Genomic DNA, 25,745 nt, shown 5'->3' on the forward strand with positions numbered 1-25,745 from the left:
CCGTCGCGGTGGGCGGCGGAGGCAACCCGTCCCGTGACGCGGCTCACCTGGCCGGTGAGGGGTGTCCGGACCGTAAAGTCGGGCCATGACCTCTACCGACAGTGCACAGCAGCCCTCGGGAGCGCCGGCGAAGGCCCCCGCCAAGGATCCCTGGGACCTTCCGGACGTCTCCGGGCTCGTCGTCGGCGTGCTCGGCGGCACCGGGCCGCAGGGCAAGGGCCTCGCCTACCGGCTCGCCCGGGCCGGACAGAAGGTGATCATCGGCTCGCGGGCCGCCGACCGCGCGCAGGCCGCCGCCGAGGAACTCGGTCACGGTGTCGAGGGCGCCGACAACGCCGAGACCGCGCAGCGCAGCGACATCGTGATCGTCGCCGTGCCCTGGGACGGTCACGGCAAGACGCTCGAGTCGCTGCGCGAGCAGCTGGCGGGCAAGCTCGTCGTCGACTGCGTCAACCCGCTCGGCTTCGACAAGCAGGGCGCCTACGCGTTGAAGCCGGAGGAGGGCAGCGCCGCCCAGCAGGCCGCCGTCCTGCTGCCGGACTCGCGGGTGACGGCCGCCTTCCACCACCTGTCGGCGGTGCTGCTCCAGGACCCGGAGATCGCCGAGATCGACACCGACGTGATGGTCCTCGGCGAGGAGCGGGCCGACGTCGAGATCGTCCAGGCGCTGGCCGGCCGTATCCCCGGCATGCGCGGTGTCTTCGCCGGCCGGCTGCGCAACGCCCACCAGGTGGAGTCGCTGGTCGCCAACCTGATCTCGGTGAACCGCCGGTACAAGGCGCACGCGGGACTGCGCGTCACGGACGTGTGAGGGGATGGGGGACACTGGTCGGCACGAGCTGTTCCAGCAGTGCCAGCAGTGTCCCCCGACAGGAGCCGACCAGATGTCCCGCCTCGCCCTCTACGCCCTCGTCGTCTGTCTGCTCGCGGTGGCCGCGGCGGTCGTCTCGTTCGTCCAGGGCAGCTGGCTGGGAATCGTGTGGGTGCTGCTGGCCGGGCTGTCGTCCAACATGTGCTGGTACTACCTCAAGCGCGGCAGGATCGACCAGCGGGGCCCGTCGGTCAGGGGCTGACCTGGCAGAACTCGTTCGTGCCCTGCCAGAAGCGGTAGAACTCCTGACCGCAGTACGTGTCGAACTCGTTGATCCCCAGCGACCTCAGGATCGAGTCGATCACGTCGAAGAACACGCTGTTCACCGACGGCACCCACAGCAGGGCGAACACGAACAGCAGGCCGAACTGCGCGAACGGCTCCACCTGCCGCTTCACCTTGTACGACAGCCAGGGCTCGATGATGCCGTAGCCGTCCAGGCCCGGCACCGGCAGGAAGTTCAGGAGCGCCGCCGTGACCTGGAGCAGCGCCAGGAACGCCAGCGCGAACCGGAAGTCCCGGGGCACCCCGTCGAGCGCGTGGAGCCAGAACGGCGCCGTGCACACCACCGCGAACAGGACGTTCGTCAGCGGTCCCGCCGCCGAGATCAGGCTGTGCTTCCAGCGGCCCTGGATCCGGCCCCGCTCGATGAACACCGCCCCGCCCGGCAGGCCGATCCCGCCCATGATCACGAAGATCACCGGGAGGACGATACTCAGCAGGGCGTGGGTGTATTTGAGCGGATTGAGCGTCAAGTACCCTTTCGCGCCCACGGAGATGTCGCCGCTGTGCAGGGCGGTACGCGCGTGCGCGTACTCGTGGAGGCACAGGGAGACGATCCACGCCGCCGTCACGAACAGGAACACGGCGACGCCCGGCTGCTCGGCGAACCCGGTCCAGGTGGCCCAGCCGGTCACCGCCGTGACAGCCATGATCCCCACGAAGACGGGGCTGATCCGCCGGTCACTGTGGCGGGTGGTGGCGGTGGTCATGGGGCTCCCTGGACTCTCGGACACGCATCGGGACGCCCGACCGTACCGGGCGCACGAGGAAAACGTCTCGCGGTCGGCCGGGGGTTCCGGTAAAGCTGGGTGGCTTCGGCGAGGCTGTGATCGGATGCGGCGGGACGGGCATCCGCTTCGCCGCCGCCGCCACCACCGCGATCGACCTCGGCACGCACACCCGCGTCCGGCCCGCGCCCGCGAAGAGGTACGGCACCGCTGATGGCGTCCGGCACCGCGGCTTCGCTCCGGCAAGACCCGCCCGACCGACCCAACCCCGTGACCGGCCCCGACGCCAACAGAGACAATGGACCCCGTGCGCTACCGCATTCTCGGCACCACCCAGGCACTTCGCCCCGACGGCACGGCCGTCCCGGTCGGCGGGGCACGGCTGCGCGCCCTGCTGGCCGTGCTCGCCCTGCGGCCCGGCCGGACCGTGCCCGTGCGCCTGCTGGTCGACGAGGTGTGGCGGGACGACCCGCCCGCCGACGCCACCGGCGCGCTCCAGGCGCTGATCGGGCGGCTGCGCCGGGCGCTCGGCGCGGACGCCATCGCCTCCGTGGACGGCGGCTACCGCCTCACGGCCCCGGCCGACGACATCGACCTGCACCGCTTCGAGCGCCTGGCCGGCGAGGGCACCCGCGCGCTGGCCGACGGCGACCCCGCCAAGGCGGCCGTCGTCCTCGACGACGCCCTCGCACTGTGGCGCGGCCCGGTCCTCGCCGACCTGCCCGACCGCACCTCCGAGGTGGCCCGCTGGGAGAGCCGGCGTCTGGACGCCCTGCGCGCCCGCCACGCGGCGGCCCTCGCCCTCGGGCACGCCGACCAGTCCCTGCCCGAGCTGATCGCCCTGTGCGACGCCCATCCGCTGGACGAGTCCCTCCAGGCCCTCCGGCTGCGCGCGCTGCGCGACGCGGGCCGTACGGCGCAGGCACTGGCCGCGTACGAGGACGTACGCCGGGTGCTCGCCGACCGCCTCGGCTCCGACCCGGGACCCGAACTGCGGGAGCTGCACGGGGACTTGCTCGGCTCGGGTGACACGGCGACCCAGCCGGGACCCGAGAGCGCGCGGTCGGAACAGCCCGCAGGGCGGCCGGAAGAGGCCCCGGCCTCCACGCCGTCCGCCGGGAACCTGCGCGCCCGCCTCACCTCCTTCGTCGGCCGGGAGGCCGACATCGAGGCGATCCGGGGTGATCTCGCGGCGGCCCGGCTCGTCACACTGCTCGGGCCCGGCGGGGCCGGGAAGACGCGGCTGTCGCAGGAGGCCGCCGAGACCGCGCGGCACGCGGCACGGGACGGGGTGTGGCTGGCCGAGCTGGCGCCCGTCGACGACCCGGACGCCGTACCGGAGGCCGTGCTCACCGCTGTCGGCGCCCGCGAGACCGTGCTCTACGGCGCCGGCGCGGAGGCGATGCGGGCCGGGGCGGACCGCCACGACAGCCCCGTCGAACGTCTCGCCGAGCACTGCGGCAGACGCCGCATGCTGGTCGTCCTCGACAACTGCGAACACGTCATCGACGCGGCCGCCCGGCTCGTCGAGGAGCTGCTGGAGCGCTGCCCCAACCTGACCGTGCTGGCAACCAGCCGCGAACCCCTCGGAATTCCGGGGGAGTTGCTGCGTCCCGTGGAGCCGCTGCCGGAGCCGGTCGCGCTGCGACTGCTCGCCGACCGGGGAGCGGCGGCCAGGGCCGGCTTCCGGATCGAGGACGATCCGGAGGCGGCCGCGGAGATCTGCCGCCGCCTCGACGGCCTGCCCCTCGCCATCGAACTCGCCGCGGCCCGGCTGCGGATGCTCACACCACGGCAGATCGCCGACCGGCTCGACGACCGTTTCCGCCTGCTCACCTCCGGCAGCCGCACCGTCCTGCCCCGCCAGCAGACGCTGCGGGCCGTCGTCGACTGGTCCTGGGAACTGCTCGACGAGGACGAACGGGACGTCCTGGGCAGGCTGTCGGTGTTCGCGGGCGGCTGCGACCTGGCCGCCGCCGAGGCGGTGTGCGGACCGGTCGCCCTGGAGGCGCTCGGCTCGCTCGTCGACAAGTCCCTCGTGGTGGCCTCCCCCTCCACGAACGAGGGACGCGAGGGGGAGATGCGCTACCGGCTCCTGGAGACCGTCGCCGAGTACGCGGGGGAGCGGCTGGAGGAGGCCGGCGGGCGGGCGGATGCCGAGCGCGCGCATCTGACGTACTACCGCGAACTCGCCCGCACCACCGACCCGTTGCTGCGCGGCTCCGGACAGCTCGCCGCCATCGGACGGCTGGAGCGCGAGTACGAGAACCTGCGCACCGCCCTGCGCCACGCCGTGGCGCTGCGCGACGAGCAGGAGGGGCTGTGCCTGATCCTGTCCCTCGCCTGGTACTGGCAGATGCGCGACCTGCGCATCGAGGCCCGCAACTGGTCCCGGGAGGTGCAGGAGCTCGGCCCCGACCCGTTCGCCCCGCCGGCCCGCCCGGCCGCGCCGCTGTGGGAGCGCTGCACGGACGAACCCTTCCCCTGGACCGGAGAGCTTCTCGAAGAGGCCCGGCGAGGCGCCCATCTCGTCCATCTCGCCTGTATGGACACCGAGTTGGAGGCCTGGCAGACGCCGCAGGCGCAGGAGAAACTGCGTGTCATCACCCTCACCTACGAACCCGGACTCCCGCAGGTCTGCCGCAGCCCGGGCTCCTACTGGTTCTTCGCGGTGATGCTGAGCGGCGACATGTCCCGGCTGAGCGACATCATCGACGGGAGCGTCAACACCTGCCGTACGGCCCCGGGTTACGAGTGGGAGCTCGCCGCGAGCCTGCACATGCGCGCCAACATGCTCGCCAACCGCAGCGACTGGGCCGGCGACGCAGCCCGCGACGCGGACGAGTCACTGGAGATCTACCGCCGCATCGGAGACCTGTGGGGCACCGCCGAGGCGCTCTCCTCGCGCGGCGAGGCCAACGAACGCCAGGGCCACTACCTGGCCGCCGCCGCCGACTACGAGGCCGCGCGGGAGTACGCCCGACGACTCGGCGCCCGCGCTCAACAGGGCGTGCTCACCGCCCGCCTGGGCAGCGCCCTCCTGGAGGCCGGTGAGTTCGAGCGGGGCGAGGGCCTGCTGCGTGAGGTGATCGCCCAGCGGACCGGCCCCGCGGGCGAGGCGATGTCCGCCGCCCGGCTGTTCCTGGCGGCCCGGCTCGGCATCACCGGCCGGATCGCCGAGGCGCGCGAGCAACTGCGGCTGCTCCGGGAGGAGTTCGCGATCGCCCACTTCGTCATCTTCGACGCGATCATCCTCGGGGCGGAAGCCGCGCTGGACGCGGCCGACGAGCGCCACGAGGAGGCCCTCACCAAGATCCGGCGGGCCCTGAAGCGGGCCGCCGACCCGCTGTCGCGGACCATAGCGCCCCACATGCGCTCCGGATATCTGACCATCGCCGCGCTGGCGCTCGCCGGTGTCGACGGCGGTGGCCGGGCCCGGGACGCCGCCCTGTGTATCGGCGCCGCCGACGCGGACCTGCCGTCCTCGCATGTGCCCGCGTCCCTGGAGCGCGAGGTGCGCGCCCGGGCCGGGGCCGCGGCTCGCGCGGCGCTCGGCGACGAGGAGTACGAGGCCGCGTACGCGGAGGGCGGCGGCCTCTCCCCGGAGGAGGCCGCCGCCCTGGTCTGACACCCGCCGGCGCACGGCGCGCCCGCCGGTCAGCTCTTGGTGCGGAACTTGTGGATGGCGATCGGCGCCATCACCGCGGTGAGCGCCACCGACCAGGCGAGGGTGACCCACAGGCCGTGTGCGACCGGGCCGCCGACCATCAGTCCGCGCGCCGCGTCGGCGAGCGAGGACAGCGGGTTGTAGTCGGTGAAGGTCTGCAGCCAGCCGGGCATGGACTGGGTCGGCGCGAAGATCGAGGAGCCGAACTGGAGCGGCATCAGGACCAGGAAGCCCATCGCCTGGACGGACTGCGCGCTCTTCATGATCACGCCGAGGGTGAGGAAGACCCACATCAGGGCCGAGCCGAACACCGCGGACAGGCCCACGGAGGCCAGCAGGCCGGGCCAGTTGGTGATGTGGAAGCCGACCAGGACGCCGATGACCATGAGGACGGCGGTCGCGATCAGCATGCGCATGAGCTCCACCGCGATCTTGGCGAACAGCACCGAGCCGCGCCCGATCGGCAGCGACCGGAACCGGTCCATGACACCGCTGTTGAAGTCCGTGTTGAATCCGGTGCCGACCCCCTGGGCCATGTTCATGCCCATCATGGCCATCAGCCCGGGCACGATGTACTGGACGTACGCTTCCTGGCCGCCGCCGAGCGACTGCCCGATGGAACCGCCGAAGACGTACACGAACAGCAGGGTGAAGATCACCGGGAACAGGATGGCGTCGAACATCGACTCCGGGTCCTGCCGGATCCACAGCAGGTTGCGGCGGATCAGCGCGCCGGTGTGACGCAGATGGGCGCGCGGCGAGATGGGCGCGTCGGCCTGGGAACCGGCCGCGGTGAGAGTGCTCGAAGGGGCGGCGCGACGCGCCTTGTCCAGGGTGGCGGTGGGCGACGGCTGGGCGCTCATACGGCGACCTCCTCGCGGTCGAGGGTGGGCGTGGTGTCCTGCGGGGCGGAGGCGCGGTGGCCGGTGAGGGACAGGAACACCTCGTCCAGGCTGGGCAGTTCGGTGGTGATGGAGGCGAGCGTGATGCCTCGCGCGGTGATCGCGCCGACGATGGCGGTCAGCTGTTCGTCGCTGAGGACCGGCACCAGGAGGGCACCGCGTTCGGCGTCCACGGTCGTGGAGGCGAGCCCGGTGATGCCGAGGCTGTCGAGGGCGGCGGCGAGCGGGCGCAGCTGGAGCGGGTCGGCGGGTCGGACGCGCAGGGTGCGGCCGCCGACCTTCGCCTTCAGTTCCTCGATGCCGCCGCTCGCGATGACCTTGCCGCGGTCGACGACGGTCAACTCGGAGGCGAGCTGCTCGGCCTCCTCCATGTACTGGGTGGTGAGCAGCACGGTCACGCCCTCCCCGACCATGCGCTTGACCTCCTGCCACACCTCGTTGCGGGTGCGCGGGTCGAGGCCGGTGGTCGGCTCGTCCAGATAGAGGACGGCGGGCCGCCCGATCATGGAGGCGGCCAGGTCGAGCCGCCGCCGCATCCCGCCCGAGTACGTCGATGTCGGGCGCTTGGCTGCCTCGGTGAGCGAGAAGCGCTCCAGCAGTTCGTCGGCGCGGGCGCGGGCCTCCTTGCGGGGCAGGTCGAGCAGCCGGCCGATCATGTAGAGGTTCTCCCAGCCCGGGAGCTTCTCGTCCACGGAGGCGTACTGTCCGGTCAGCCCGATCACCCGGCGCAGCTGCCGGGGCTGCCGTACGACGTCGTAGCCGGCCACGGTGGCCTGCCCAGCGTCCGGGGCGAGGAGGGTGGAGAGTATGCGCACCAGTGTGGTCTTGCCGGCCCCGTTCGGGCCCAGCACACCCATCACGGTGCCCTCACGGACGTCCAGGTCGACGCCGTCCAGCGCCTTGGTCTCGCCGTAGTGCTTGACCAGTCCCCGCACGGTGACGGCCACGCCATTGGCGTTCTTGTCGATTCGCGTCATGCCGATGACGGTGCCAGGGGCGACCGACAAACCACCGACAGCCCGCCGACAGTACGGCGAACCCACCGACAGCCCGCCTACAGCCCGTCGGCAGCCCCCGACCAGCGCCGGCGACCAGCGGGATCTCCCGGCTGGGCGCGGCACGCGACAGCCCCGCCGACGGGGGAAGATCGGCGGGGCTGGGTGGTGCCGCAGTGGCTCGGTGCGCAGTGGCTCGGTGCCGCAGTGGCAAGTACTCGGTGCTCAGGTCTCAGTGGACGGAGTGCTCCTCCAGCGGGAACGTTCCGCCGACGACGTCCTCCGCGAACGCCTTCACCGCGCCGCCCATCACCTCGCGCAGGTCGGCGTACTGCTTGACGAACTTCGGCACCCGCCCGGGGGTGAGTCCGAGCATGTCGGTCCACACCAGGACCTGCGCGTCCGTCTCGGGGCCCGCGCCGATGCCGACCGTCGGAATGTGCAGCACGCGCGTCACCTCGGCGGCCAGCTCGGCCGGAACCAGCTCCAGCACGACCGCGAACGCGCCCGCGTCCTGCACGGCCTTCGCGTCCCGCAGCAGCTGCTGCGCCGCCTCCTCGCCACGGCCCTGCACGCGGTAGCCCATCGCGTTCACGGACTGCGGGGTCAGGCCGATGTGCGCCATCACCGGGATGCCGGACTCCACCAGGAGCTCGATCTGCCGGTGCGAGCGCTCGCCGCCCTCCAGCTTGACCGCGCCGACCCCGGCGTCCTTCACCAGACGGGTCGCCGAGCGCAGCGCCTGCACCGGACCCTCCTGGTACGAACCGAAGGGCAGGTCGCCGACGATCATGGCCCGGCTGGTGCCGCGTACGACCGCGGCGGAGAGCATGGTCATCTCGTCGAGGGTGACGGGCACGGTCGTCTCGTACCCGAGGTGACAGTTGCCCGCCGAGTCCCCGACCAGGAGCACAGGGATCCCGGCCTCGTCGAAGACGGAGGCGGTCATCGCGTCGTACGCGGTGAGCATGGGCCACTTCTCGCCGCGCTCCTTGGCGGTGGCGATGTCGCGAACAGTGATGCGGCGTGTGCCCTTCCCCCCGTACAGCGCCTTGCTGCCGTCGGAGGGCTTGGTGTGGGCAGCCGAAAGCTGCGTCATTGCAACGGCTCCTTCGTCATCTCGAGGCGCCCTGACGGCGTCCCCGGATCCCCTCCATGGTGGCACCTCGTGCCAGGGACGGCTAGGGGACCCCGGTGTGACGGATTTCCCGTCGGCGGCCGGGTCCTCCGGGCCGTCTTCCCGGCTGTCCTTCCGGCCGTCCTTCGCCCGTCTGCCGCCCCTCGTTCCGCCGTCCGGTCCGCCCGTGGGCCCGCCCCCACCGCCGGCCTGTGTAAGACCTCGGTAAAGGATTTCCGATACGGACCGGTCTCGTATCGTAATTGGCCTAAACTCGACGCCATGAGTACACCTGCCTACCCCGTCTCCAGGATTCCGGAAGCGGTGCACCGCCGTCGCTGGGCGATTCTCGGCGCCCTGATGCTGAGCCTGCTGATCGTGGTGCTCGACAACTCGATCCTGAACGTCGCGATCAAGACCATCTCCACCCCCGCTCCGACCGGCCTCGGCGCCACCCAGAGCGAGCTGGAGTGGGCGATCAACGCCTACACCCTCGTCTTCGCGGGCCTGCTGTTCACCGCCGGCCTGCTCGGCGACCGGCTGGGGCGGAAGAAGGTCCTGCTCGGCGGACTCGCCGTGTTCGGCATCGGCTCCGCCCTCGCCGCCTTCTCCGGCTCGCCGAACGAGCTCATCGCCTTCCGCGCCCTGATGGGCCTCGGCGCCGCCTTCGTGATGCCGGCCACCCTCGCCGTCCTGATGAACGTCTTCGAGCGCGAGGAACAGCCGAAGGCCATCGGCATCTGGGCCGGCGGGGTCGGCCTCGCCATCGCCATCGGGCCCATCACCGGCGGTGTGCTCCTCGACCACTTCTGGTGGGGTTCGGTCTTCCTGGTCAACGTGCCGATCGTGCTCCTGGCGCTCGCGCTGATGCTGTGGCTGGTGCCCGACTCCCGCGACCCGAAGCCGGGCCGCGTCGACCCCGTCGGCGTCGTGCTGTCCGTGGTCGGCCTGGTCCTGCTCGTCTACGGCATCATCAAGGGCGGCCAGCTCGCCGACTTCACCGACCCGCAGGTCCTGGCGACCATCGGCGCGGGTCTCGCCGTACTCGTCGGCTTCGTCGTGTTCGAGAAGCGCAGCGACCACCCGTCCATCGACGTCACCTACTTCAAGAACAAGGTGTTCTCGGCCGCGATCGCCGCCATCGCCCTGGTCTTCTTCGCACTGATGGGCGTGACCTTCTTCTCGGTCTTCTACACCCAGAGCGTGCGCGGCTACTCGCCGCTGCAGACCGGTCTGCTGATGCTGCCGCTGGCCGCCGCCCAGATGATCTTCGCGCCGCGCGCCCGGCTGCTCGTCGACCGCTTCGGCAACCGGGCCACCACCACGGCGGGCATGGTGATCATCGCCGCGATGCTGGCCGCCTTCGCCGTCCTGGACGCGGACACGCCGATCTGGCTCCTGGAGGTCATCTTCTTCCTCATGGGCACCGGCATGGCGCACATCATGACGCCGACCAGCGTCGTCATCATGCAGGCCCTGCCCCGCGAGAAGGCCGGTTCCGCCTCCGCCCTCAGCAACACCTTCCGCCAGCTCGGCGGGGCCCTCGGCATCGCCGTCCTCGGCTCGGTGCTGTCCACGGCGTACCGCAACGGCATCGAGGACAAGCTCGGCCTGGTCCCCGCCGGGCTGCGGCACACCGCCGGCGAGTCCATCGAGGCCACCCTCGGCGTCGCCGAGAAGCTGGGCCCGCGCGGGCAGGCGCTCGTCGGCCCGGCCAACGACGCGTTCCTGCACGCCATGCACGTCACGGCGCTGTGGGGAGCGGGTGTCGCGGTCGTCGGCGCGGTGGTCGTCGCCCTGTTCCTGCCGGGGAAGCCGGCCGCCTCCCAGCAGGGCGAGAACGAGGAGGAGTTGGTGACGGCGGGGGAGTGACGCCCGTCCGTCGCCCGGCGGTGCCGGGCACGGGGGAGAATCCTCTTCCAGCGAGACGAAGGGACGGAGCAGAGTGAGCCCCGCCGAAAGCCGGACCTCCCGAGTCGGCGCGACCAAGGGACGCCCCCGCAGCGAGGCCGTGGAACGGGCCATCCTGGAAGGCGCGATGAAGCTCATGGAGGAGGGCGTGCCGCTCGCGGAGCTCTCCATCGAGCGCATCGCCCGCACCGCCGGCGTCGGCAAGGCCACCATCTACCGTCGCTGGAGCGGCAAGGAGGAACTCTTCGTCGACCTGTTGCGCGCGGCCGAGCCGGCCGACCCGGAGCTCACCGGCACGTCGATGCGCGCCGACCTGGTCGTCCTGCTCGAGTCGCTGCGGCAGCGGGGCGTGCTCAGCCGCCGGTCGGCGATCCTGCACGGCGTCTACGCCCAGATGAAGAGCAGCCCGAAGATCTGGGCCGCGTACCAGAACACGGTGATCGCCCCCCGGCACCGGCTCGGCCTCGAAGTCCTGCGCCGGGGCCAGGAGAACGGCGAACTGCGCGCGGACGTCAACATCGAACTCCTCAACGACCTGTTCGTCGGGCCGATGCTCGTCCGCGCCGTCCTGCGCCCGGACGCCGAACTCCCCGACGGACTCGCCGAGCAGATCGTCGACACCCTGCTCGAAGGGCTACGGCCCGTCAGTTCGCCGTCCGGCGAGCACTCCGCGTAAGTTCGCCGTCCGGCGAGCACTCGGCGTAGGTCTGCCCGGCCGGCGCACCGGGCAACTCCGGGTGCGAATGTGCGCGTTTCGTCACAGAGGGGGTCGCGGACACGCGTCGGCGGAACTCGGAACAGCGAGTTGTTCGTCATGGAGCCCGTACGGCCGTCGAGGGACGGCGAGAACGGAACCGTTCATCCCCTAGGGTCGTAGGCACAGGGGGAGATCGGTGCGCAGGGCAAGCAGTGAGGCGACGGTATGGCGCAGCAGGCATTCATGGCGGATACGGACAACGGCGGTTCGGGGCCCGAGCGCCCGGGAGCCCGGCTCCGACGCCTGATGAACCGCCTGTTCGCCGGCTGGCGCGGTGACCGGCGGATCTGGCGTCGGGGCCTCGTCGTCGCCTCGCTCGCGATCCTGCTCGCGCTGGTGATGCTGCTGCACGCGCAGATCCCGAACCGGATCGGCAACCTGGGCAGTCTCATCGAGACGTTCCTGCCGTGGGTGGGCGTCGTCGTGCCGGTGCTGATCGTCCTCGCCTTCGTCCGCAAATCGGCGACCGCGCTGATCGCGGTGCTGCTGTCCACCGTCGTGTGGCTGAACCTCTTCGGCGGTCTCCTCACCGACAAGGCGGACGGCACCGGCGGCGACCTCACGGTGGCCACGCACAACGTCAACGCCGACAACGCTGACCCGGCCGGCACCGCCCGGGACGTGGCCGCGTCCGGCGCGGACGTGCTGGCCCTGGAGGAGCTGACGACGTCGGCGGTGCCGGTCTACGAGAAGGCGCTGGCGTCGACGTACAAGTACCACTCGGTGCAGGGCACGGTCGGGCTGTGGAGCAAGTACCCGCTGACCGGGGTCCGGGCCGTCGACATCAAGCTCGGCTGGACGCGGGCGATGCGCGCCATGGTGACGACGCCCGCCGGGCAGGTCGCGGTGTACGTCGCCCATCTCCCGTCGGTGCGGGTGAAGCTGGAGGCCGGGTTCACGGCCAGGCAGCGGGACAAGAGCGCGGACGCGCTGGGCGAGGCGATCGCCCACGAGAAGGTGACGAGGGTCGTGCTGCTCGGCGACCTCAACGGCACGATGAACGACCGCTCGCTCAACGCCGTCACCGCCCAGATGCGTTCCACGCAGGGCGCGGCGGGCAGCGGGTTCGGGTTCAGCTGGCCGGCGTCGTTCCCGATGGCGCGGATCGACCAGATCATGGTGAAGGACATCGAGCCGGTGAGCTCGTGGACCCTGCCGGAGACGGGCAGTGACCATCTGCCGGTGGCGGCCCGTGTGAACGTCGCCACATCCTCCTCGTGAATCCGCACCTCAGCGGCCTGATGACAGGGACCGGCACCCCCCGGTCAACCTGATGGAATACTGGGCCTGAGAGGCTTTGTTCCGTACGTGAACATAAGCATTGGCTTCATGTACGGAACACCGCTCTCTTTCGAAAGGCAAAAGGCTCCCTCATGCCCCTGGCCCTGCTCGCCCTCGCCGTGGGCGCCTTCGGCATCGGTACCACCGAGTTCGTGATGATGGGCCTCCTGCCCGACGTCGCGGCCGACCTGCACATCTCGATCCCCGTCGCCGGCCACCTGGTCTCGGCGTACGCGCTGGGCGTGGTGATCGGGGCGCCGCTCCTCGCCGCGGTCACCGCGCGCATGTCCCGCCGCAAGGTCCTTATCGGCCTGATGGTCCTGTTCGTCGCGGGCAACGCGCTGTCGGCCCTCGCACCCGACTACCACTGGCTGCTGGCCGCCCGCTTCCTGAGCGGTCTGCCGCACGGCGCCTTCTTCGGCGTCGGCGCCGTGGTCGCCACCACGATGGTGGCGCCCGAACGCAAGGCCCGCTCGGTCTCCCTGATGTTCCTCGGCCTGACCGTCGCCAACATCGCGGGCGTGCCCGTCGCCACCCTCATGGGCCAGCAGCTCGGCTGGCGCGCCACCTTCCTCGGCGTCGGCGCGATCGGTCTCGCGGCGATCGCGGCGCTGGCCCTGCTGATCCCGCACGACCACACGCACGCCCCCGCCGCGGGGCTGCGCGGCGAGCTGGCGGCCCTGCGGTCGCTGCCCGTCTGGCTGGCACTCGGTACGACCGTCGCGGGCTTCGGCGCGCTGTTCGCCGCGTACAGCTACATCACGCCCATGCTCACCGACGCCGCCGGGTACGCCGACGGCAGCGTGACGCTCCTGCTGGCCCTGTTCGGTGTCGGCGCCACGGCGGGCAACCTGCTGGGCGGCCGCCTCGCCGACCACGCGATGCGGGCCACCCTCTTCGGCGGCCTCGGCTCACTCGTGGCGGTGCTGGCCCTGTTCCCGGTGCTGATGAGCACGCAGTGGACCGCGGCGCTGGCGGTCGTCCTGCTCGGCATGGCGGCCTTCGTCACCGGGTCGCCGCTGCAACTGATGGTCATGGAGAAGGCCGCCGCGGGCCCGTCGCTGGCGTCCTCCGCCAACCAGGCCGCGTTCAACCTGGCCAACGCCGGGGGCGCGTGGATCGGCGGACTCGCGCTCGCCGCGGGCTTCGGGGTGACGTCCCCGGCGGTGGCCGGGGCGGTGCTGGCCGTGCTTGGTCTCGCGGTCGCGGGCACGGCGGCCGTGGTCGACCGGCGGCGGGTCGCTCCGCGGGCCGCGCGGGTGGTCGCGGGACATGTCCCGCAGGCTTCCGAGGCGCTGCACTCCTGACGGCCGGAGTACAGGGGCTCTGCCCCCTGGACCCCCGCTCCTCAAACGCCGGAGGGGCTGGATTTCGGGGGCTCTGCCCCCGGGCCCCCGCTCCTCAATCGCCGGAGGGGCTGGATGGTCCGGACGCCGGAGGGGCTCACTCGTCTCTCAGGCCGATTCGCGCCAGCCGTTGGTGATCGGCAGGCGGCGGTCCTTGCCGAAGCCCTTCGCTGAGATCTTGGTGCCCGGCGGGTACTGGCGCCGCTTGTACTCGGCCGTGTCCACCATCCGTAGGGTCTTGGCGACCAGGGCGGGGTCGAAGCCGGCCGCGACGATCTCGTCGGCGCCCTTGTCGCGGTCGACGTAGAGATCGAGGATCGCGTCCAGGACCGGGTAGTCGGGCAGCGAGTCCGTGTCGACCTGGCCGGGACGCAGCTCGGCGCTCGGCGGCTTGGTGATCGAGTTCTCCGGAATGGGCGGGGTGTGCCCCCGCTCGGCCGCCGCCCGGTTGCGCCACTCGGCGAGGCGGAAGACCCACGTCTTGTACAGGTCCTTGATGGGGCCGTACGCGCCCACCGAGTCGCCGTAAAGCGTCGAATAGCCCACCGCCAGCTCCGACTTGTTGCCGGGGGCGAGCACGATGTGTCCCTCCTGATTGGAGAGCGCCATCAGGAGCGTGCCGCGCAGCCGGGACTGGAGGTTCTCCTCCGCGAGGCCGGACAGGCCCAGCGCGCCCATGTACGCGTCGAACATCGGCTCGATCGCCACGGTGCGGAAGTTCAGGCCGGTGCGGCGCGCCAGCTCCGCCGCGTCGCCCTTGGAGTGCTCGGAGGAGTACTTCGACGGCATCGACACGCCGTACACGTTCTGCGCGCCCACCGCGTCGCACGCGATCGCGGCCACCAGCGCCGAGTCGATGCCCCCGGACAGGCCGATCAGGACCGACGTGAAGCCGTTCTTCGCGACGTACGCCCGCAGGCCCACGACCAGCGCCGAGTAGACCTCCTCCTCGTCGTCGAGCCGCTCCGCGTAGCCGCCCTGGAGCTCCGGCTCGTACGGCGGCAGCGGGTCCTCGGACAGCACCACGCGGTCGATCCGCAGACCGTCGGCCACCACACCCGTCGGCGCCTCGGGCGAGGCCGCCGGCAGCTCCAGGTCCAGGACCACGCATCCCTCGGAGAACTGCGGGGCCCGCGCGACCACCTCGCCGTCCCGGTCCACCACGATCGAGTCGCCGTCGAAGACCAGCTCGTCCTGCCCGCCGATCATGGCGAGGTAGGCGGTGGTGCAGCCGGCCTCCTGGGCCCGCTTGCGGACCAGTTCCAGCCGGGTGTCGTCCTTGTCGCGCTCGTACGGCGAGGCGTTGATGGAGACCAGCAGTCCGGCCTCGGCCGCGCGCGCCGCCGGGACGCGCCCGCCGTCCTGCCACAGGTCCTCGCAGATCGCGAGCGCCACGTCGACGCCGTGCACGCGGAGGACCGGCATGGTGTCGCCGGGCACGAAGTAGCGGAACTCGTCGAAGACGCCGTAGTTCGGCAGGTGGTGCTTGGCGAAGGTGAGCACGACCTCGCCGCGGTGCAGCACCGCCGCCGCGTTGCGCGGCGCGCCGGCCGGCTGGCCGTACTTCGGCTGGTCGGTCTCGGACCGGTCGAGGTAGCCGACGATCACCGGAAGCTCTCCGAAGCCCTCGTCGGCGAGACGGCCGGCCAGGTCGCGCAGGGCCGCGCGGGACGCCGTCACGAAGGACGACCTGAGGGCCAGGTCCTCGACGGGATACCCGGTCAGCGCCATCTCCGGGAACGCCACGAGGTGCGCTCCCTGCTCGGCGGAGTGCCGGGTCCAGCGGACGATCGTCTCGGCGTTCTGGGCGAGGTCGCCGACGCGCGAGTCGATCTGGTTCAGGGCGAGACGTAGTTGAGGCACGGGGCCAGTGTAATCGTCAGAGCGACGCGATGGGGTGGCGTGAGGCGAGGACCACTTCACGCCACCCCTTCGCGTCAGTGCCGGATCAGTGCCGGCGGTACGACTCGACGTAGCCGCCCGCGGGCGTGCCCACGCCGGTGACGTCGTCGTATCCCTTCACTGCCTTCAGCGAGCTGTCCTTGCCGAGGCTGCGGACGGAGGTCAGCAGACCGTCGGCCGCGTCGAAGGCGTTGGCGAAGTCGACGCGCGCCACGGCGAGTCCGGAGCCCGTGGGGTTGTCCGTGACGTCGTGGTACGCCTTCGTGCCGTACTTCGAGTAGATCGACGGGTTGGCGAAGCCGATCGCCTTGCCGCCGCGCGCCTCCTGGGCCAGGGCCTGCACGGCCGCGATCACCGGCGCGGCGAGCGAGGTGCCGCCGATCCGGTACTCGCTGTACTGCGCGGACCCGTCCGGGAAGGTCTGGGTCTGGCCGACCTTGAAACCGGTGTTCGGGTCGGCGATCGCCGAGATGTCCGGGACCACGCGGTTGCCGGTGGCGCTGTTGGCCGTGGCGAGCGCGTTCGGGACGACACCCTTTTGGTAGAAGGGCTCGGCGACCGTCTTGCTGGTGCCGCCGCCCGCACCCGAGGTGAACGCGCCGGGGAAGCTCGTCCAGCTCTTGCCGTCGTCCGACAGGGCCGCCTTCTGGGTGCCCCAGCCGGTCTCCCACAGGTACTTGTCGCCCTTGCCGACCGCCAGCGAGGTACCGCCGACCGCCGTCACCCACGCCGAGTTGGCCGGGGTGTCGACCTGCTTCACACCGGTGTTGGCGACCTCGTCGCCGTTGTCGCCGGAGGAGAAGTAGAAGCCGATGCCCTCGACCGCGCCGAACTGGAAGACCTGGTCGTAGGCGGCCGCGAGGTCGGGCGTCTGGTTGGCCTCGATGTCGCCCCAGGAGTTGGAGACGATGTCGGCCAGGTGGTCGTCGACGACCTTGCTGAGCGAGTCGAGCAGGTCGTCGTCGTAGCAGGAGGCGCCGCCCACGTACGTGACGTGCGCGTCCGGCGCGACCGCGTGCACGGCCTCGACGTCGAGGGTCTCCTCGCCGTACCAGCCGGCCGCCCCGCACTCCTCGGTCTTCGTGTAGCCGTCGGGCAGCACCTGGGTGAGCTGGCCCGTCTTCCAGCCGGCGTCGCCGTGCTTCTTCGCGTACGTGGCCGCGTCGTAGGCGATCGTCGGCGAGGCGTACGCGTCGGTGATGGCGACCCGGACGCCCTTGCCCGTGTACTTCCCGGCGCCGTAGGCGGCACGCAGCTGCTTGCCGGTGTAGCCCTTGACGGCGTACGGGATCTTCTTGCCGTACGCGTCCGGCAGCGTGGTCGCGGTCTTCGAGCCGTAGTACGAGGAGAACGGCCCGGAGTTCTTGAACACGGCGTCCGGCGGGGGCAGCGTGTCGCTGTGGGTCGCCTTGTGCGGCGCGTTGTCCAGGCCGGTGACGGTCAGGACGGCACCGTCCAGGGCGTCCGGCGCGGAGGCCGTCTTCGCCGGGGCGCGGTAGGTCTTCGACCCCTTGGCGTAGTTGTGCAGCTGGGTGCCGAACGCCTTCTCGGCGGCGGCCACGTCACCGGTGACGGAGACGTAGTGCCGGGTGACGCCGGTGACCTTCAGGCCCGCGGCCGACAGCCAGGACTTCACCGCGGCGACCTGCGCCTTGGTGGCGCCGAAGCGCGCCTGGGCCTGACCTGCGCTCAGGTACTTGCCGTACGCCGCCGAGGTCGGGTCCGACACGGCCTTCGCGTACGCGGCCAGACCGGAGGCGTTCCGGCCGGCGAGGTAGACCCGGGCGGAGACCTGGGCGCCGTTCGCGGTCGCGCCCTTGTCGGCCTTGGCCGTGGCCCAGGCGGGCTTGGTGCCCGCGAGCGTGTCCCGGCCCGGGTTGTCCGCGGCGTGCGCCGCGGGTATGCCGAGCGCCAGCGCGCCGGCGAGCATGGGCAGTGTGGCCGCCATGCTCACCCCGGCGCGCATCGTGGCGCGGTTGGATCTCATGGAACCCCCTGTGTGCGGTTCGTCGCGAGTGGATCACTCGCAGGGGTCACTCTTTCGATGAACCGTTCATGCCAGGGGAATGGAAAGACCAAGAAGAGCCCAAGTGGCCGCAACCAGGGCGGATTTGGCGGTTACGCCCGCGAACTCTAGGGAAAACCCTATGGCTCGGTGGTCATCCTCCTACGACCGAGCCCGCGCCCCGCGCTCCTTGAGCATGCCCGCCATCAGATCGATCTCCGACTGCTGGGCTTCGACCATGCCCTGCGCGAGCCGCTTCTCCACCCCGACCGTGCACCGGGCGACACAGCCCTCGGCCATGTGGATACCGCCCTGGTGATGGTCCGTCATGAGCTGGAGGTAGAACACCTCGGCCTGCTTGCCGTCGAGCGTGCCGAGCTTCTTCATCTCGGTGTTGGTCGCCATGCCGGGCATCAGCGCGCCGTCCTTGCCGGAGGCCATGCCGCCCATGTCCATCCAGGTCATCGGCGCCTTCGCCGACACCTTCGGCAGCTCCCACAGATCGAGCCAGCCCAGCAGCATGCCGCGCTGGTTGGCCTGCGTCTGCGCGATGTCGTAGGCGAGCCGCCGTACGTCCGCGTTCTTCGTACGGTCGCGCACGATGTACGACATCTCCACGGCCTGCTGGTGGTGCACCGCCATGTCGCGCGCGAACCCGGCGTCCGCGGAGTCGGCCGCCGGGGTGTCACTCGAACCGCCGTCCTCGGCGACCGCGTACGTCACCGCGCCGGCCGCGACGAGCGCCGCGGCCGCGGCCCCCGCGATCCAGCCGGCGTGCCTCACTGCCCCAGCCCGCCCGTGCACGCGGCGCCGGGCTCGGGCGTCTGCTTTCCCTGCACGAACTGCTCGAAGAACGTGTCGACGTTCGCGTCGCTCGCGCTCTTCACCGTGCGCTGGTGGCCCCACGCCGTCAGCATGATCGGGGCGGTCTGCTTGTCGTCCGGGCTCATCAGCGTGTACGGCGTCTTCTTCACCTTCGCCGCCAGCGCGTCGACGTCGGCCTTCGAGGCCTTGTCGGTGTACGTCACCCACACCGCGCCGTGCTCGAGCGAGTGCACGGCGTTCATGTTGTTGAGCGCCTTGGTGTACACGTCGCCGTTGCAGTTCATCCAGACCTGGTTGTGGTCGCCGCCGACCGGGGGCTCGGTCGGGTACGTGACCGTCTTGGTGACGTGGGTGCGTCCCAGCGTGCCCTTCCAGGTCTTCACACCGTCCTTGCCGGTGACGAAGTGCCCCGCGGTCTTCGCGTCGGCGGCCGTGCTGTCGTCCTTCTGCGACCTGACGACGAAGACGCCCCCGACGACGAGACCGGCGACGACCACCACACTGGCCGCGACGGTGAGAAGGCGGCGGCGCCGCTCCGCGGCCTGCTCGGCGCGCCGCATCTCCTCTATCCGCGCTTTGCGTGCCGTGCTGCTGCTCTTCTTGGCGGAGGCCATGAGGTGTGTCCTTCTGGGGAAAGGGGGGCCGGTCGAGTCCGCTGATCGTAATGGGGAAGCGGCCGCCGCTCGTAGGGAGGGCACAGGAAAGGCCGGGTCGCTGCGACGGCCGCAAACTGAACGGGAGTGGCGTCGCTCACTGCGACAGGGGGTGGGCGGCCATGACGGATGTCGGTGCGAGCAGGCAAGATGGGCTGCGGAGCGGTACACCCGCCGTACGTGAGGCGTTCACGCCGAGGTCAGCCGGACGATCAAGGTGCGCAACGCGCACGAAATGGTGTTGTGGTGGGATGCTCAGGTGCCCGACCGCCTCCCGTGGTACGGGAGACAGGCGGCCTGACCAGCAAGGATGGGGAAGCGGAAGATGGACAAGCAGCAGGAGTTCGTGCTCCGGACATTGGAGGAGCGCGACATCCGTTTCGTACGGCTGTGGTTCACGGACGTGCTGGGCTTCCTCAAGTCCGTCGCCGTGGCCCCCGCCGAGCTGGAGCAGGCCTTCGACGAGGGCATCGGCTTCGACGGCTCGGCGATCGAGGGCTTCGCCCGCGTATACGAGTCGGACATGATCGCCAAGCCCGACCCGTCGACCTTCCAGGTCCTGCCGTGGCGCGCGGAGGCTCCCGGCACCGCCCGCATGTTCTGCGACATCCTCATGCCGGACGGCTCCCCGTCCTTCGCGGACCCGCGCTACGTCCTCAAGCGCGCCCTGGCCCGTACCTCCGACCTCGGCTTCACCTTCTACACCCACCCCGAGATCGAGTTCTTCCTGCTGAAGGACCGCCCGCTCGACGGCTCACGCCCGACGCCCGCCGACAACTCCGGGTACTTCGACCACACCCCGCAGAACATCGGCATGGACTTCCGCCGCCAGGCGATCACCATGTTGGAGTCGATGGGCATCTCGGTCGAGTTCTCCCACCACGAGGGCGCCCCGGGCCAGCAGGAGATCGACCTCCGCTACGCCGACGCGCTCTCCACGGCGGACAACATCATGACGTTCCGCCTGGTCATGAAGCAGGTGGCGCTCGAGCAGGGGGTCCAGGCGACCTTCATGCCGAAGCCCTTCAGCGAGCACCCCGGCTCCGGCATGCACACGCACCTCTCCCTCTTCGAGGGCGACCGGAACGCGTTCTACGAGTCCGGTTCGGAGTACCAGCTCTCCAAGGTCGGCCGCTCCTTCATCGCGGGCCTGCTGAAGCACGCGGCGGAGATCTCCGCCGTCACCAACCAGTGGGTGAACTCCTACAAGCGCATCTGGGGCGGCTCCGAGCGCACCGCCGGCGCCGGTGGCGAGGCCCCCTCGTACATCTGCTGGGGTCACAACAACCGCTCCGCCCTGGTCCGCGTCCCGATGTACAAGCCCGGCAAGACCGGCTCGGCCCGCATCGAGGTCCGCTCCATCGACTCCGGCGCCAACCCGTACCTCGCCTACGCGATGCTGCTCGCCGCCGGCCTCAAGGGCGTCGAGGAGGGCTACGAACTCCCGCCGGGCGCCGAGGACGACGTCTGGGCCCTCTCCGACGCGGAGCGCCGCGCGATGGGCATCGAGCCGCTCCCGCAGAACCTGGGCGAGGCCCTGACCCTGATGGAACGCAGCGACCTGGTCGCCGAAACCCTCGGCGAGCACGTCTTCGACTTCTTCCTGCGCAACAAGAGGTCGGAATGGGAGGAGTACCGCAGCGAGGTCACGGCCTTCGAGCTGCGGAAGAACCTGCCGGTGCTGTAGGGGCAGGTCAGAGCGCATGTCGCCGCTGCGGATCGCCGGGGCCGACAGTCTTGGACTGTCGGCCCCGTGGCGTCTCACCCGATCCTGGGCCGCCCGTGGGCCGTCAGACGTGGGAGCCCCTATCGCCGTAGCCGCGAAGCGCGCGGGGCGGCGCACTCGCGTGCACGAACTGCTGCGGCGCTGGCTGAGGGCCAGTCCCATGGCAATCCTGCGGGACCAGGAGCCGGTCATAGCTGGTCCAACGGCCCTGGAGCGGGGGCCCATCATGCCGGTAACCTACGTCTGACTAACAGCACTTGACGGGGCGGCAGGGAACACGCGTGGCCAAAGCGGAGTACTTGGATGCGGTGGCCAGCCGCTTGTTCAACGTTGAGAGCCGCCAAGAACTCCCTGACATCATCAATTTTCGCGACGTCAGTTCCAATTGGGACGAGGGCTACCGTGACGAGATGTTGGGACATATATCCAACGCTCACTGTGGGCCTAATAGGGTCGAAATTATCGAGCACCCCAAGGACCCAATCTCGGTGCGGCCGCTCGCACGCTTCGATATCAAGGATCGCTTGACCTATGAGGCTATAGTCGCGGAGATAGTAGAGACGGTCGATAGTCTCGTACCAGAGAACGTCTACAGCTACAGGGCTAATCGAAGCCAGATTCACTCCGTAGATGACTGGTTGGAATGGCGAAATCAAGCGCGCAAGATCCTAGACGCTAACCCTCGGCTCGCAATGGCAAAGACAGATGTTGCCAATTTCTATGAAAACATAGATATCGACATCCTCAAGCTAGACCTCGCGCAGGCCGGAATCCGCGAACCGCTCTTGAGTCAAATTCATTACTTCCTGCAACGATTCGAGCAGCAATCAGGCGCCTGGGGACTCCCTCAAGGATCGAGCGCGTCAGGCGCGCTGTCCAATGTCTACTTGCTTCCTTACGATGAGCACATTAGACAATTCGGTGCGCAGCATGTTCGTTATTCAGATGACACATATATATTCGGCTATAGCTGGGAACAGCTACGTTCTGTGTTGGCTGGAGCGAATCAGGCCCTTCGTGCGAGGCGTCTGACAATAGCCGCAAGGAAGACTGAGATATTCGATCGGCCTGGAAGCCTGGGCCACCTAGATGACTCGTCTCGCGACCGTATTTCCTACCTCTACTATCGGGGTGTGCCGCAGGCCAAGAAGCTCCTCACTGAGCTTTTCACTGAGGCGACAGCTCTAGGGCCGGTAGGGGAGCGTGATGTCAGGTTCTCCCTGACGCGCTTCAAGTGGAGGAGAGACGCCACCGCGGTTGACTGGGCCCTCGGCAATCTCAAGGATTTGCATCACCTCTCGGATCAGATCCTCCGCTACGCCGAGGCCTTGCCTAGGCGCCGATGTGAGTTGATCAACACCCTTGAGGCGACGGTCCTTGACTTCGACCTGGTTGACTACGCCTACCTTGAAAGAAATATATTTCACTCGGCACTGCGCCGGAAAATCAGATCCAAAGTACTCAAAGATAATGCATGGGCTATTCTGCGTGACAGGAACCGCTCCAATTACCCACGCGAATTTGCGGCCCGATATATCGGGCGTTTCTCGGAAATTGCGGACGGCCCCCTTCTGCGCATGCAGTATGAGGCCGAGGGGAGCGAACCGGTCCAGCGAGCGTTACTTGTCGCTCTCTATGAATGTCAGTACCTCCCGCCGAAGCTTCTCCCCTCTCTGTCGCAATCCCTCTCTGACTTGAAATGGACCGCTCGGTACCTGCTCAGGAATCCCCCCATTGTGCCGCTCCCGAAGTGAAAGGTGAGATGTGTCGAGAGTCGTTGCGTATTTCGTCGCTTCGATAGCGCTTTTGGCGCTGGGTTTTTCTTTCCAGAACACTACTATCGGTGATATTACAACTGGTGGATTCTTGGCCCTCGTCACCCCCGCAATACTTGCTGTTAGCGATGAAAAAGTAGCGATACGCATGCGGTGGTACTCGATGCGCTACAGGAGTGAGATGGTGCGCATATCTGCGGCCTACTTGTTCCGCATTAAGATCGACGGAAAGTACCTTTTGGTCAAGGGGGTTCGATTTCCTCACTATCAGCCTGTCGGTGGGGTGTTCAAGGTGTCATCCAAAGGCCGAAGTTTCTTGGTTGGTGTCGGCGCCCAGGACGATGATTTGATCCCTATCGATCAAGCAAGTGAAGCGGACCTGAGAATTCGAATAAGGGGAGCGCACCTTTCTAGATTTTATAAGTGGTTCGATGGGCGGACGGGGCGTGAAGACGCTCCTTGGCGTGAGTTCCAGGAAGAGTTGATAGCCACGTCCATCCTCCCGGAGGGAGTCTTTCCGTACATTCTGCATGAGTATCATGGGCGGGTAGTAGACAGGATTCGTTTCAGTCCCTACGCGGACTCTCGCGAAGTTATTATGGCTGACGTTTACGAGTTGCTTCCAACTCGCGAACAGGAAGAAGCATTGAGGTTGACGCTCTCTGCTCAGCGCAATGAATTCGGCTGGTTCACCAGTGAAGAGATTCGGCGGCGTGGCGTGCTCCCTGGTATGCCAAATGTTGTGCCTATTGCGGAGCATGCGCAAAAAATCGTATAAGCAGTCGAGCGGGTCGTCAGACTCGTCTGCGGCCCGCGTCGCGCGCTCGGCAGCGAGCCATGAGATGTCCGATTCACCGATCTCCGCGAGCGTCGTCGCGGCGAGGTGGTGGGTGCGGGCCGACACTGCCCGGCAGTCGCTACGGTCCTCCCCGCGCCGTGCGGCGCGCTCCTCCAGCTCTTGCTCAGTCTGGAGGAGCGCGGGAAGTGCGGAGCGTCATCCCCTTATGGCGAAGGGACCCGGACACAGCGTCCGGGTCCCTTCGCCATGAGCCACGGCAAGTCACAGTGCGAGACGTGTGAGGACGCAGCGACGTGGGAGACCGACGCCAGTTACATCCTTTTGGCGATCAACATCCCCAGAACATGCCGCACTGCCTCATCCAAACCGTGCAGGTAGGAATCTTTGGGCTGCCTGGCGAAGGCGGCGTTAACTCGCTGATTCCTGGTGGTCAAATTCTGGACGCTGTCGTTTTCTCTGTAACCGCCCTCATGTGCCACGGCGTTTCTGACATCCGTCCAAATCCTTGCCACATCCCAAAGGGATTCGCCGGTGTTAGCGCAGAAGCTTGACTCTGCGACCGAAGCGAGCACGGACGCATCCCGGACGGTTTGATAGACCTTTCCGCGAGCTTCCTTGGTTTTAACGTTTCTGAGGATGTTCCTGTTATCTGGTTTTTGGATTACCGCGCCCGAGAAATCTTTAACCAGGGAGGTGTCGCCGTATCTCTCCAACCCGATTGACTCCAGGAGGTTGAAAAGTCGAAACCACTTAAAGTCCCACCTCTGCTCGCGAAGGGAGTCGCTGTAGAGGGAAATCCAGAGTTGGATTTTCTCATCGGCTTCAATGGCGTCCCATGATGCCAAAATGGAGTGTTGGTCTTCTCCGGAAATGAATCCGCCGATTAGATTTCCGCCATACGGTGCGCCATCGATCCATGCGAGTTCTGGTTTCCATTCCCCGAGCGGGTCGCGAATCTCGGCTACGGCCGAGATCAATTGAGGTTCTGCCCCGCGAAGCAGCGACATCAGATGCAGAAACGATTGCACTCTATCCCGCACGTACTGAATTGCTGATCCGCCGCTTCCTGCCTTTACGGATGCCGCGACTGCCACTACCACTGGTCGTCGTCGGGAGTACTCCGCGATCCATTTGGTTGGGTCCATCCTGGAGGGCCAACCAGACTGTGCGAGCAGCGAATTGAACATCTCAGGAATATCGGAGCCCCGAGTGGAGGCGTTAACCGGGAATAGTACGACACCGGGAATGTAAAGAGAGCGTGTATTGAGAACACCGTCGGCGAGGAAAGCAACGCGGTATTCTTTGCTCCCTCCATCGCCTGTGCGCAAGGTGCGATTGACTCGTTCATTCCGAATATCGGCTAGACGCTGCAATTCGAGGTCCGGCGTGGCCGCGCAATCAGATCCACGGAATTCGTTGTCGCCGATTAGGTGAAGTGACCGCTTGTAGTCGACTCCAGCCTTGAGTGCCTTTTGCTGCAACGCCTCCCCGGAATTGGCGTCGACCGGAGTCAGAGCAGCCACTTCGACAAGGTGGGGCCACCCCTCATGGACAACATCTGCGGCTCTCCCTACCCATACATTTCCCTCAGTGAGGGTTAGGTTGACACCTGCGTACCAATCACTAGAAACGTCATCGTGGCCGTAGATGCTCGCAGTGACGTGATGGTCAGGTGGTGGAAAGGCCCCATCGATTGTTACTTGGATTTCCAAATCTGAATTAACCGAAGCGACTTTGATGGAGAAATTCGAAAGCTCTTCTGCTTCGGTCACGTGACTCACTTTTCTTCCCTATTCAACCGCTCTGTTGCATTTCGCCTGATCTTATTCATTCGGTGCTCGTCGCGCAGCCGTTTTCGAAGGGAGAGGCCATGCAGGTCAGAGCGCATGGATTTTCAGGGCCCGGAGTGCAGGATGAATGGGCCGTCGTGCGGGGCCGTCCGTGGGCCGTCGAAGGGTGGCCCACAGCGACCAACAACGACCAATGACCACCGCTCGACCGCAGGTCAGCGCTGCGCCGACGACGATCGCCTGAGGTCGCTCCGGGCCGACGTCACTTCCTGCGCAACAAGAAGTCGGAGTGGGAGGAGTACCGCAGCGAGGTCACGGCGTTCGAGCTGCGGAAGAACCTGCCGGTGCTGTAGGGGCAGGTCGGGAGACCTTTCCTGCTGGTTCGGCGTGTGGGGCCGACGGCCCTGGACCGT

At 68.4% G+C, this 25,745-nt stretch carries 19 protein-coding genes and 1 pseudogene; 11 read left to right on the forward strand and 9 right to left on the reverse strand.

The window, feature by feature from the left end; translation table 11 throughout:
* Positions 1 to 85: 85 nt before the first annotated feature.
* Complete coding sequence (gene npdG / locus OG985_RS32590) at positions 86 to 811, forward strand: NADPH-dependent F420 reductase (protein WP_371671924.1); 726 nt, start codon at positions 86 to 88, stop codon at positions 809 to 811.
* 73 nt (positions 812 to 884) lie between these two features.
* Positions 885 to 1,073 (forward strand): hypothetical protein, encoded by a 189-nt coding sequence (locus tag OG985_RS32595; protein WP_371671925.1) that lies wholly within the window; start codon positions 885 to 887, stop codon positions 1,071 to 1,073.
* On the opposite strand, the gene OG985_RS32600 is transcribed toward OG985_RS32595, so the two are convergent.
* Entirely contained in the window at positions 1,063 to 1,863 is an 801-nt protein-coding gene (locus tag OG985_RS32600) for a site-2 protease family protein (protein WP_371671926.1), read from the reverse strand. The genes OG985_RS32595 and OG985_RS32600 overlap by 11 nt on opposite strands.
* A 316-nt stretch (positions 1,864 to 2,179) precedes the next feature.
* On the opposite strand from OG985_RS32600, the gene OG985_RS32605 reads away from it, so the two are divergent.
* Positions 2,180 to 5,509, forward strand: coding sequence for a BTAD domain-containing putative transcriptional regulator (locus OG985_RS32605; RefSeq protein ID WP_371671927.1), 3,330 nt, complete (start codon positions 2,180 to 2,182; stop codon positions 5,507 to 5,509).
* Positions 5,510 to 5,538: 29 nt separating this feature from the next.
* Here OG985_RS32605 and OG985_RS32610 read toward each other — a convergent pair whose 3' ends face one another.
* The 3 genes from OG985_RS32610 to panB form a co-directional block, all read right to left on the reverse strand.
* The gene (locus OG985_RS32610) at positions 5,539 to 6,411 is read right to left on the reverse strand and encodes an ABC transporter permease (RefSeq protein WP_371671928.1); all 873 of its coding nucleotides are present in this window, start codon (positions 6,409 to 6,411) and stop codon (positions 5,539 to 5,541) included.
* Positions 6,408 to 7,427, reverse strand: a complete 1,020-nt coding sequence (locus OG985_RS32615; protein WP_371671929.1) for an ATP-binding cassette domain-containing protein — start codon at positions 7,425 to 7,427, stop codon at positions 6,408 to 6,410. The genes OG985_RS32610 and OG985_RS32615 overlap by 4 nt, the downstream gene beginning before the upstream one ends.
* Before the next feature lie 250 nt (positions 7,428 to 7,677).
* A complete protein-coding gene (gene panB / locus OG985_RS32620; protein ID WP_371671930.1) occupies positions 7,678 to 8,544 on the reverse strand; it encodes a 3-methyl-2-oxobutanoate hydroxymethyltransferase in 867 nt (288 codons plus the stop codon).
* Positions 8,545 to 8,844: 300 nt separating this feature from the next.
* Between panB and OG985_RS32625 the strand changes: the two genes are divergently transcribed.
* From OG985_RS32625 to OG985_RS32640, 4 genes are all read left to right on the forward strand, one after another.
* Positions 8,845 to 10,434, forward strand: coding sequence for an MFS transporter (locus OG985_RS32625; RefSeq protein ID WP_371671931.1), 1,590 nt, complete (start codon positions 8,845 to 8,847; stop codon positions 10,432 to 10,434).
* Positions 10,435 to 10,507: 73 nt separating this feature from the next.
* Entirely contained in the window at positions 10,508 to 11,149 is a 642-nt protein-coding gene (locus tag OG985_RS32630) for a TetR/AcrR family transcriptional regulator (RefSeq protein ID WP_371671932.1), read from the forward strand.
* Positions 11,150 to 11,476: 327 nt separating this feature from the next.
* Positions 11,477 to 12,451 carry an endonuclease/exonuclease/phosphatase family protein gene (locus OG985_RS32635; protein ID WP_371674568.1) on the forward strand — a complete coding sequence of 325 codons (975 nt, stop codon included), beginning with the start codon at positions 11,477 to 11,479 and terminating at the stop codon, positions 12,449 to 12,451.
* A 152-nt stretch (positions 12,452 to 12,603) separates the two neighbouring features.
* Positions 12,604 to 13,818: an MFS transporter gene (locus OG985_RS32640; RefSeq protein WP_371671933.1), complete on the forward strand. Its 1,215-nt coding sequence runs from the start codon at positions 12,604 to 12,606 to the stop codon at positions 13,816 to 13,818.
* 147 nt (positions 13,819 to 13,965) lie between these two features.
* Here the strand turns inward: OG985_RS32640 and OG985_RS32645 are convergent, their stop codons facing one another.
* The 4 genes from OG985_RS32645 to OG985_RS32660 form a co-directional block, all read right to left on the reverse strand.
* Positions 13,966 to 15,720, reverse strand: a complete 1,755-nt coding sequence (locus OG985_RS32645) for an NAD+ synthase (protein WP_371671934.1) — start codon at positions 15,718 to 15,720, stop codon at positions 13,966 to 13,968.
* Positions 15,721 to 15,805: 85 nt separating this feature from the next.
* Positions 15,806 to 17,746 carry a protease pro-enzyme activation domain-containing protein gene (locus OG985_RS32650; RefSeq protein WP_371671935.1) on the reverse strand — a complete coding sequence of 647 codons (1,941 nt, stop codon included), beginning with the start codon at positions 17,744 to 17,746 and terminating at the stop codon, positions 15,806 to 15,808.
* 180 nt (positions 17,747 to 17,926) lie between these two features.
* Positions 17,927 to 18,547, reverse strand: a complete 621-nt coding sequence (locus OG985_RS32655; protein ID WP_371671936.1) for a DUF305 domain-containing protein — start codon at positions 18,545 to 18,547, stop codon at positions 17,927 to 17,929.
* Complete coding sequence (locus OG985_RS32660; RefSeq protein WP_371671937.1) at positions 18,544 to 19,203, reverse strand: DUF3105 domain-containing protein; 660 nt, start codon at positions 19,201 to 19,203, stop codon at positions 18,544 to 18,546. The genes OG985_RS32655 and OG985_RS32660 overlap by 4 nt, the downstream gene beginning before the upstream one ends.
* A gap of 364 nt (positions 19,204 to 19,567) precedes the next feature.
* On the opposite strand from OG985_RS32660, the gene glnA reads away from it, so the two are divergent.
* The 3 genes from glnA (at position 19,568) to OG985_RS32675 (ending at position 23,521) form a co-directional block, all read left to right on the forward strand.
* On the forward strand, positions 19,568 to 20,929 hold the full coding sequence (gene glnA, locus OG985_RS32665) for a type I glutamate--ammonia ligase (protein ID WP_371671938.1): 1,362 nt from the start codon (positions 19,568 to 19,570) through the stop codon (positions 20,927 to 20,929).
* A 320-nt stretch (positions 20,930 to 21,249) separates the two neighbouring features.
* Positions 21,250 to 22,722 carry a reverse transcriptase domain-containing protein gene (locus tag OG985_RS32670; RefSeq protein ID WP_371671939.1) on the forward strand — a complete coding sequence of 491 codons (1,473 nt, stop codon included), beginning with the start codon at positions 21,250 to 21,252 and terminating at the stop codon, positions 22,720 to 22,722.
* 10 nt (positions 22,723 to 22,732) lie between these two features.
* Positions 22,733 to 23,521, forward strand: a complete 789-nt coding sequence (locus OG985_RS32675; protein WP_371671940.1) for a hypothetical protein — start codon at positions 22,733 to 22,735, stop codon at positions 23,519 to 23,521.
* A gap of 332 nt (positions 23,522 to 23,853) precedes the next feature.
* Here OG985_RS32675 and OG985_RS32680 read toward each other — a convergent pair whose 3' ends face one another.
* The gene (locus OG985_RS32680) at positions 23,854 to 25,314 is read right to left on the reverse strand and encodes a hypothetical protein (RefSeq protein ID WP_371671941.1); all 1,461 of its coding nucleotides are present in this window, start codon (positions 25,312 to 25,314) and stop codon (positions 23,854 to 23,856) included.
* 284 nt (positions 25,315 to 25,598) lie between these two features.
* On the opposite strand from OG985_RS32680, the pseudogene OG985_RS32685 reads away from it, so the two are divergent.
* Positions 25,599 to 25,685 (forward strand): annotated as a pseudogene (locus OG985_RS32685) (glutamine synthetase); the annotation flags it as partial.
* Positions 25,686 to 25,745: the final 60 nt, after the last annotated feature.

The sequence above is a fragment of the Streptomyces sp. NBC_00289 genome (assembly GCF_041435115.1).
Taxonomy (GTDB): domain Bacteria; phylum Actinomycetota; class Actinomycetes; order Streptomycetales; family Streptomycetaceae; genus Streptomyces.

Bases quoted from the DNA above. Each gene is read 5' to 3' on its own strand.
- npdG (WP_371671924.1), top strand. From the start codon at position 86: ATGACCTCTACCGACAGTGCACAGCAGCCCTCGGGAGCGCCGGCGAAG.
- OG985_RS32595 (WP_371671925.1), top strand. From the start codon at position 885: ATGTCCCGCCTCGCCCTCTACGCCCTCGTCGTCTGTCTGCTCGCGGTG.
- OG985_RS32600 (WP_371671926.1), bottom strand. From the start codon at position 1,863: ATGACCACCGCCACCACCCGCCACAGTGACCGGCGGATCAGCCCCGTC.
- OG985_RS32605 (WP_371671927.1), top strand. From the start codon at position 2,180: ATGGACCCCGTGCGCTACCGCATTCTCGGCACCACCCAGGCACTTCGC.
- OG985_RS32610 (WP_371671928.1), bottom strand. From the start codon at position 6,411: ATGAGCGCCCAGCCGTCGCCCACCGCCACCCTGGACAAGGCGCGTCGC.
- OG985_RS32615 (WP_371671929.1), bottom strand. From the start codon at position 7,427: ATGACGCGAATCGACAAGAACGCCAATGGCGTGGCCGTCACCGTGCGG.
- panB (WP_371671930.1), bottom strand. From the start codon at position 8,544: ATGACGCAGCTTTCGGCTGCCCACACCAAGCCCTCCGACGGCAGCAAG.
- OG985_RS32625 (WP_371671931.1), top strand. From the start codon at position 8,845: ATGAGTACACCTGCCTACCCCGTCTCCAGGATTCCGGAAGCGGTGCAC.
- OG985_RS32635 (WP_371674568.1), top strand. From the start codon at position 11,477: ATGAACCGCCTGTTCGCCGGCTGGCGCGGTGACCGGCGGATCTGGCGT.
- OG985_RS32640 (WP_371671933.1), top strand. From the start codon at position 12,604: ATGCCCCTGGCCCTGCTCGCCCTCGCCGTGGGCGCCTTCGGCATCGGT.
- OG985_RS32650 (WP_371671935.1), bottom strand. From the start codon at position 17,746: ATGAGATCCAACCGCGCCACGATGCGCGCCGGGGTGAGCATGGCGGCC.
- OG985_RS32660 (WP_371671937.1), bottom strand. From the start codon at position 19,203: ATGGCCTCCGCCAAGAAGAGCAGCAGCACGGCACGCAAAGCGCGGATA.
- glnA (WP_371671938.1), top strand. From the start codon at position 19,568: ATGGACAAGCAGCAGGAGTTCGTGCTCCGGACATTGGAGGAGCGCGAC.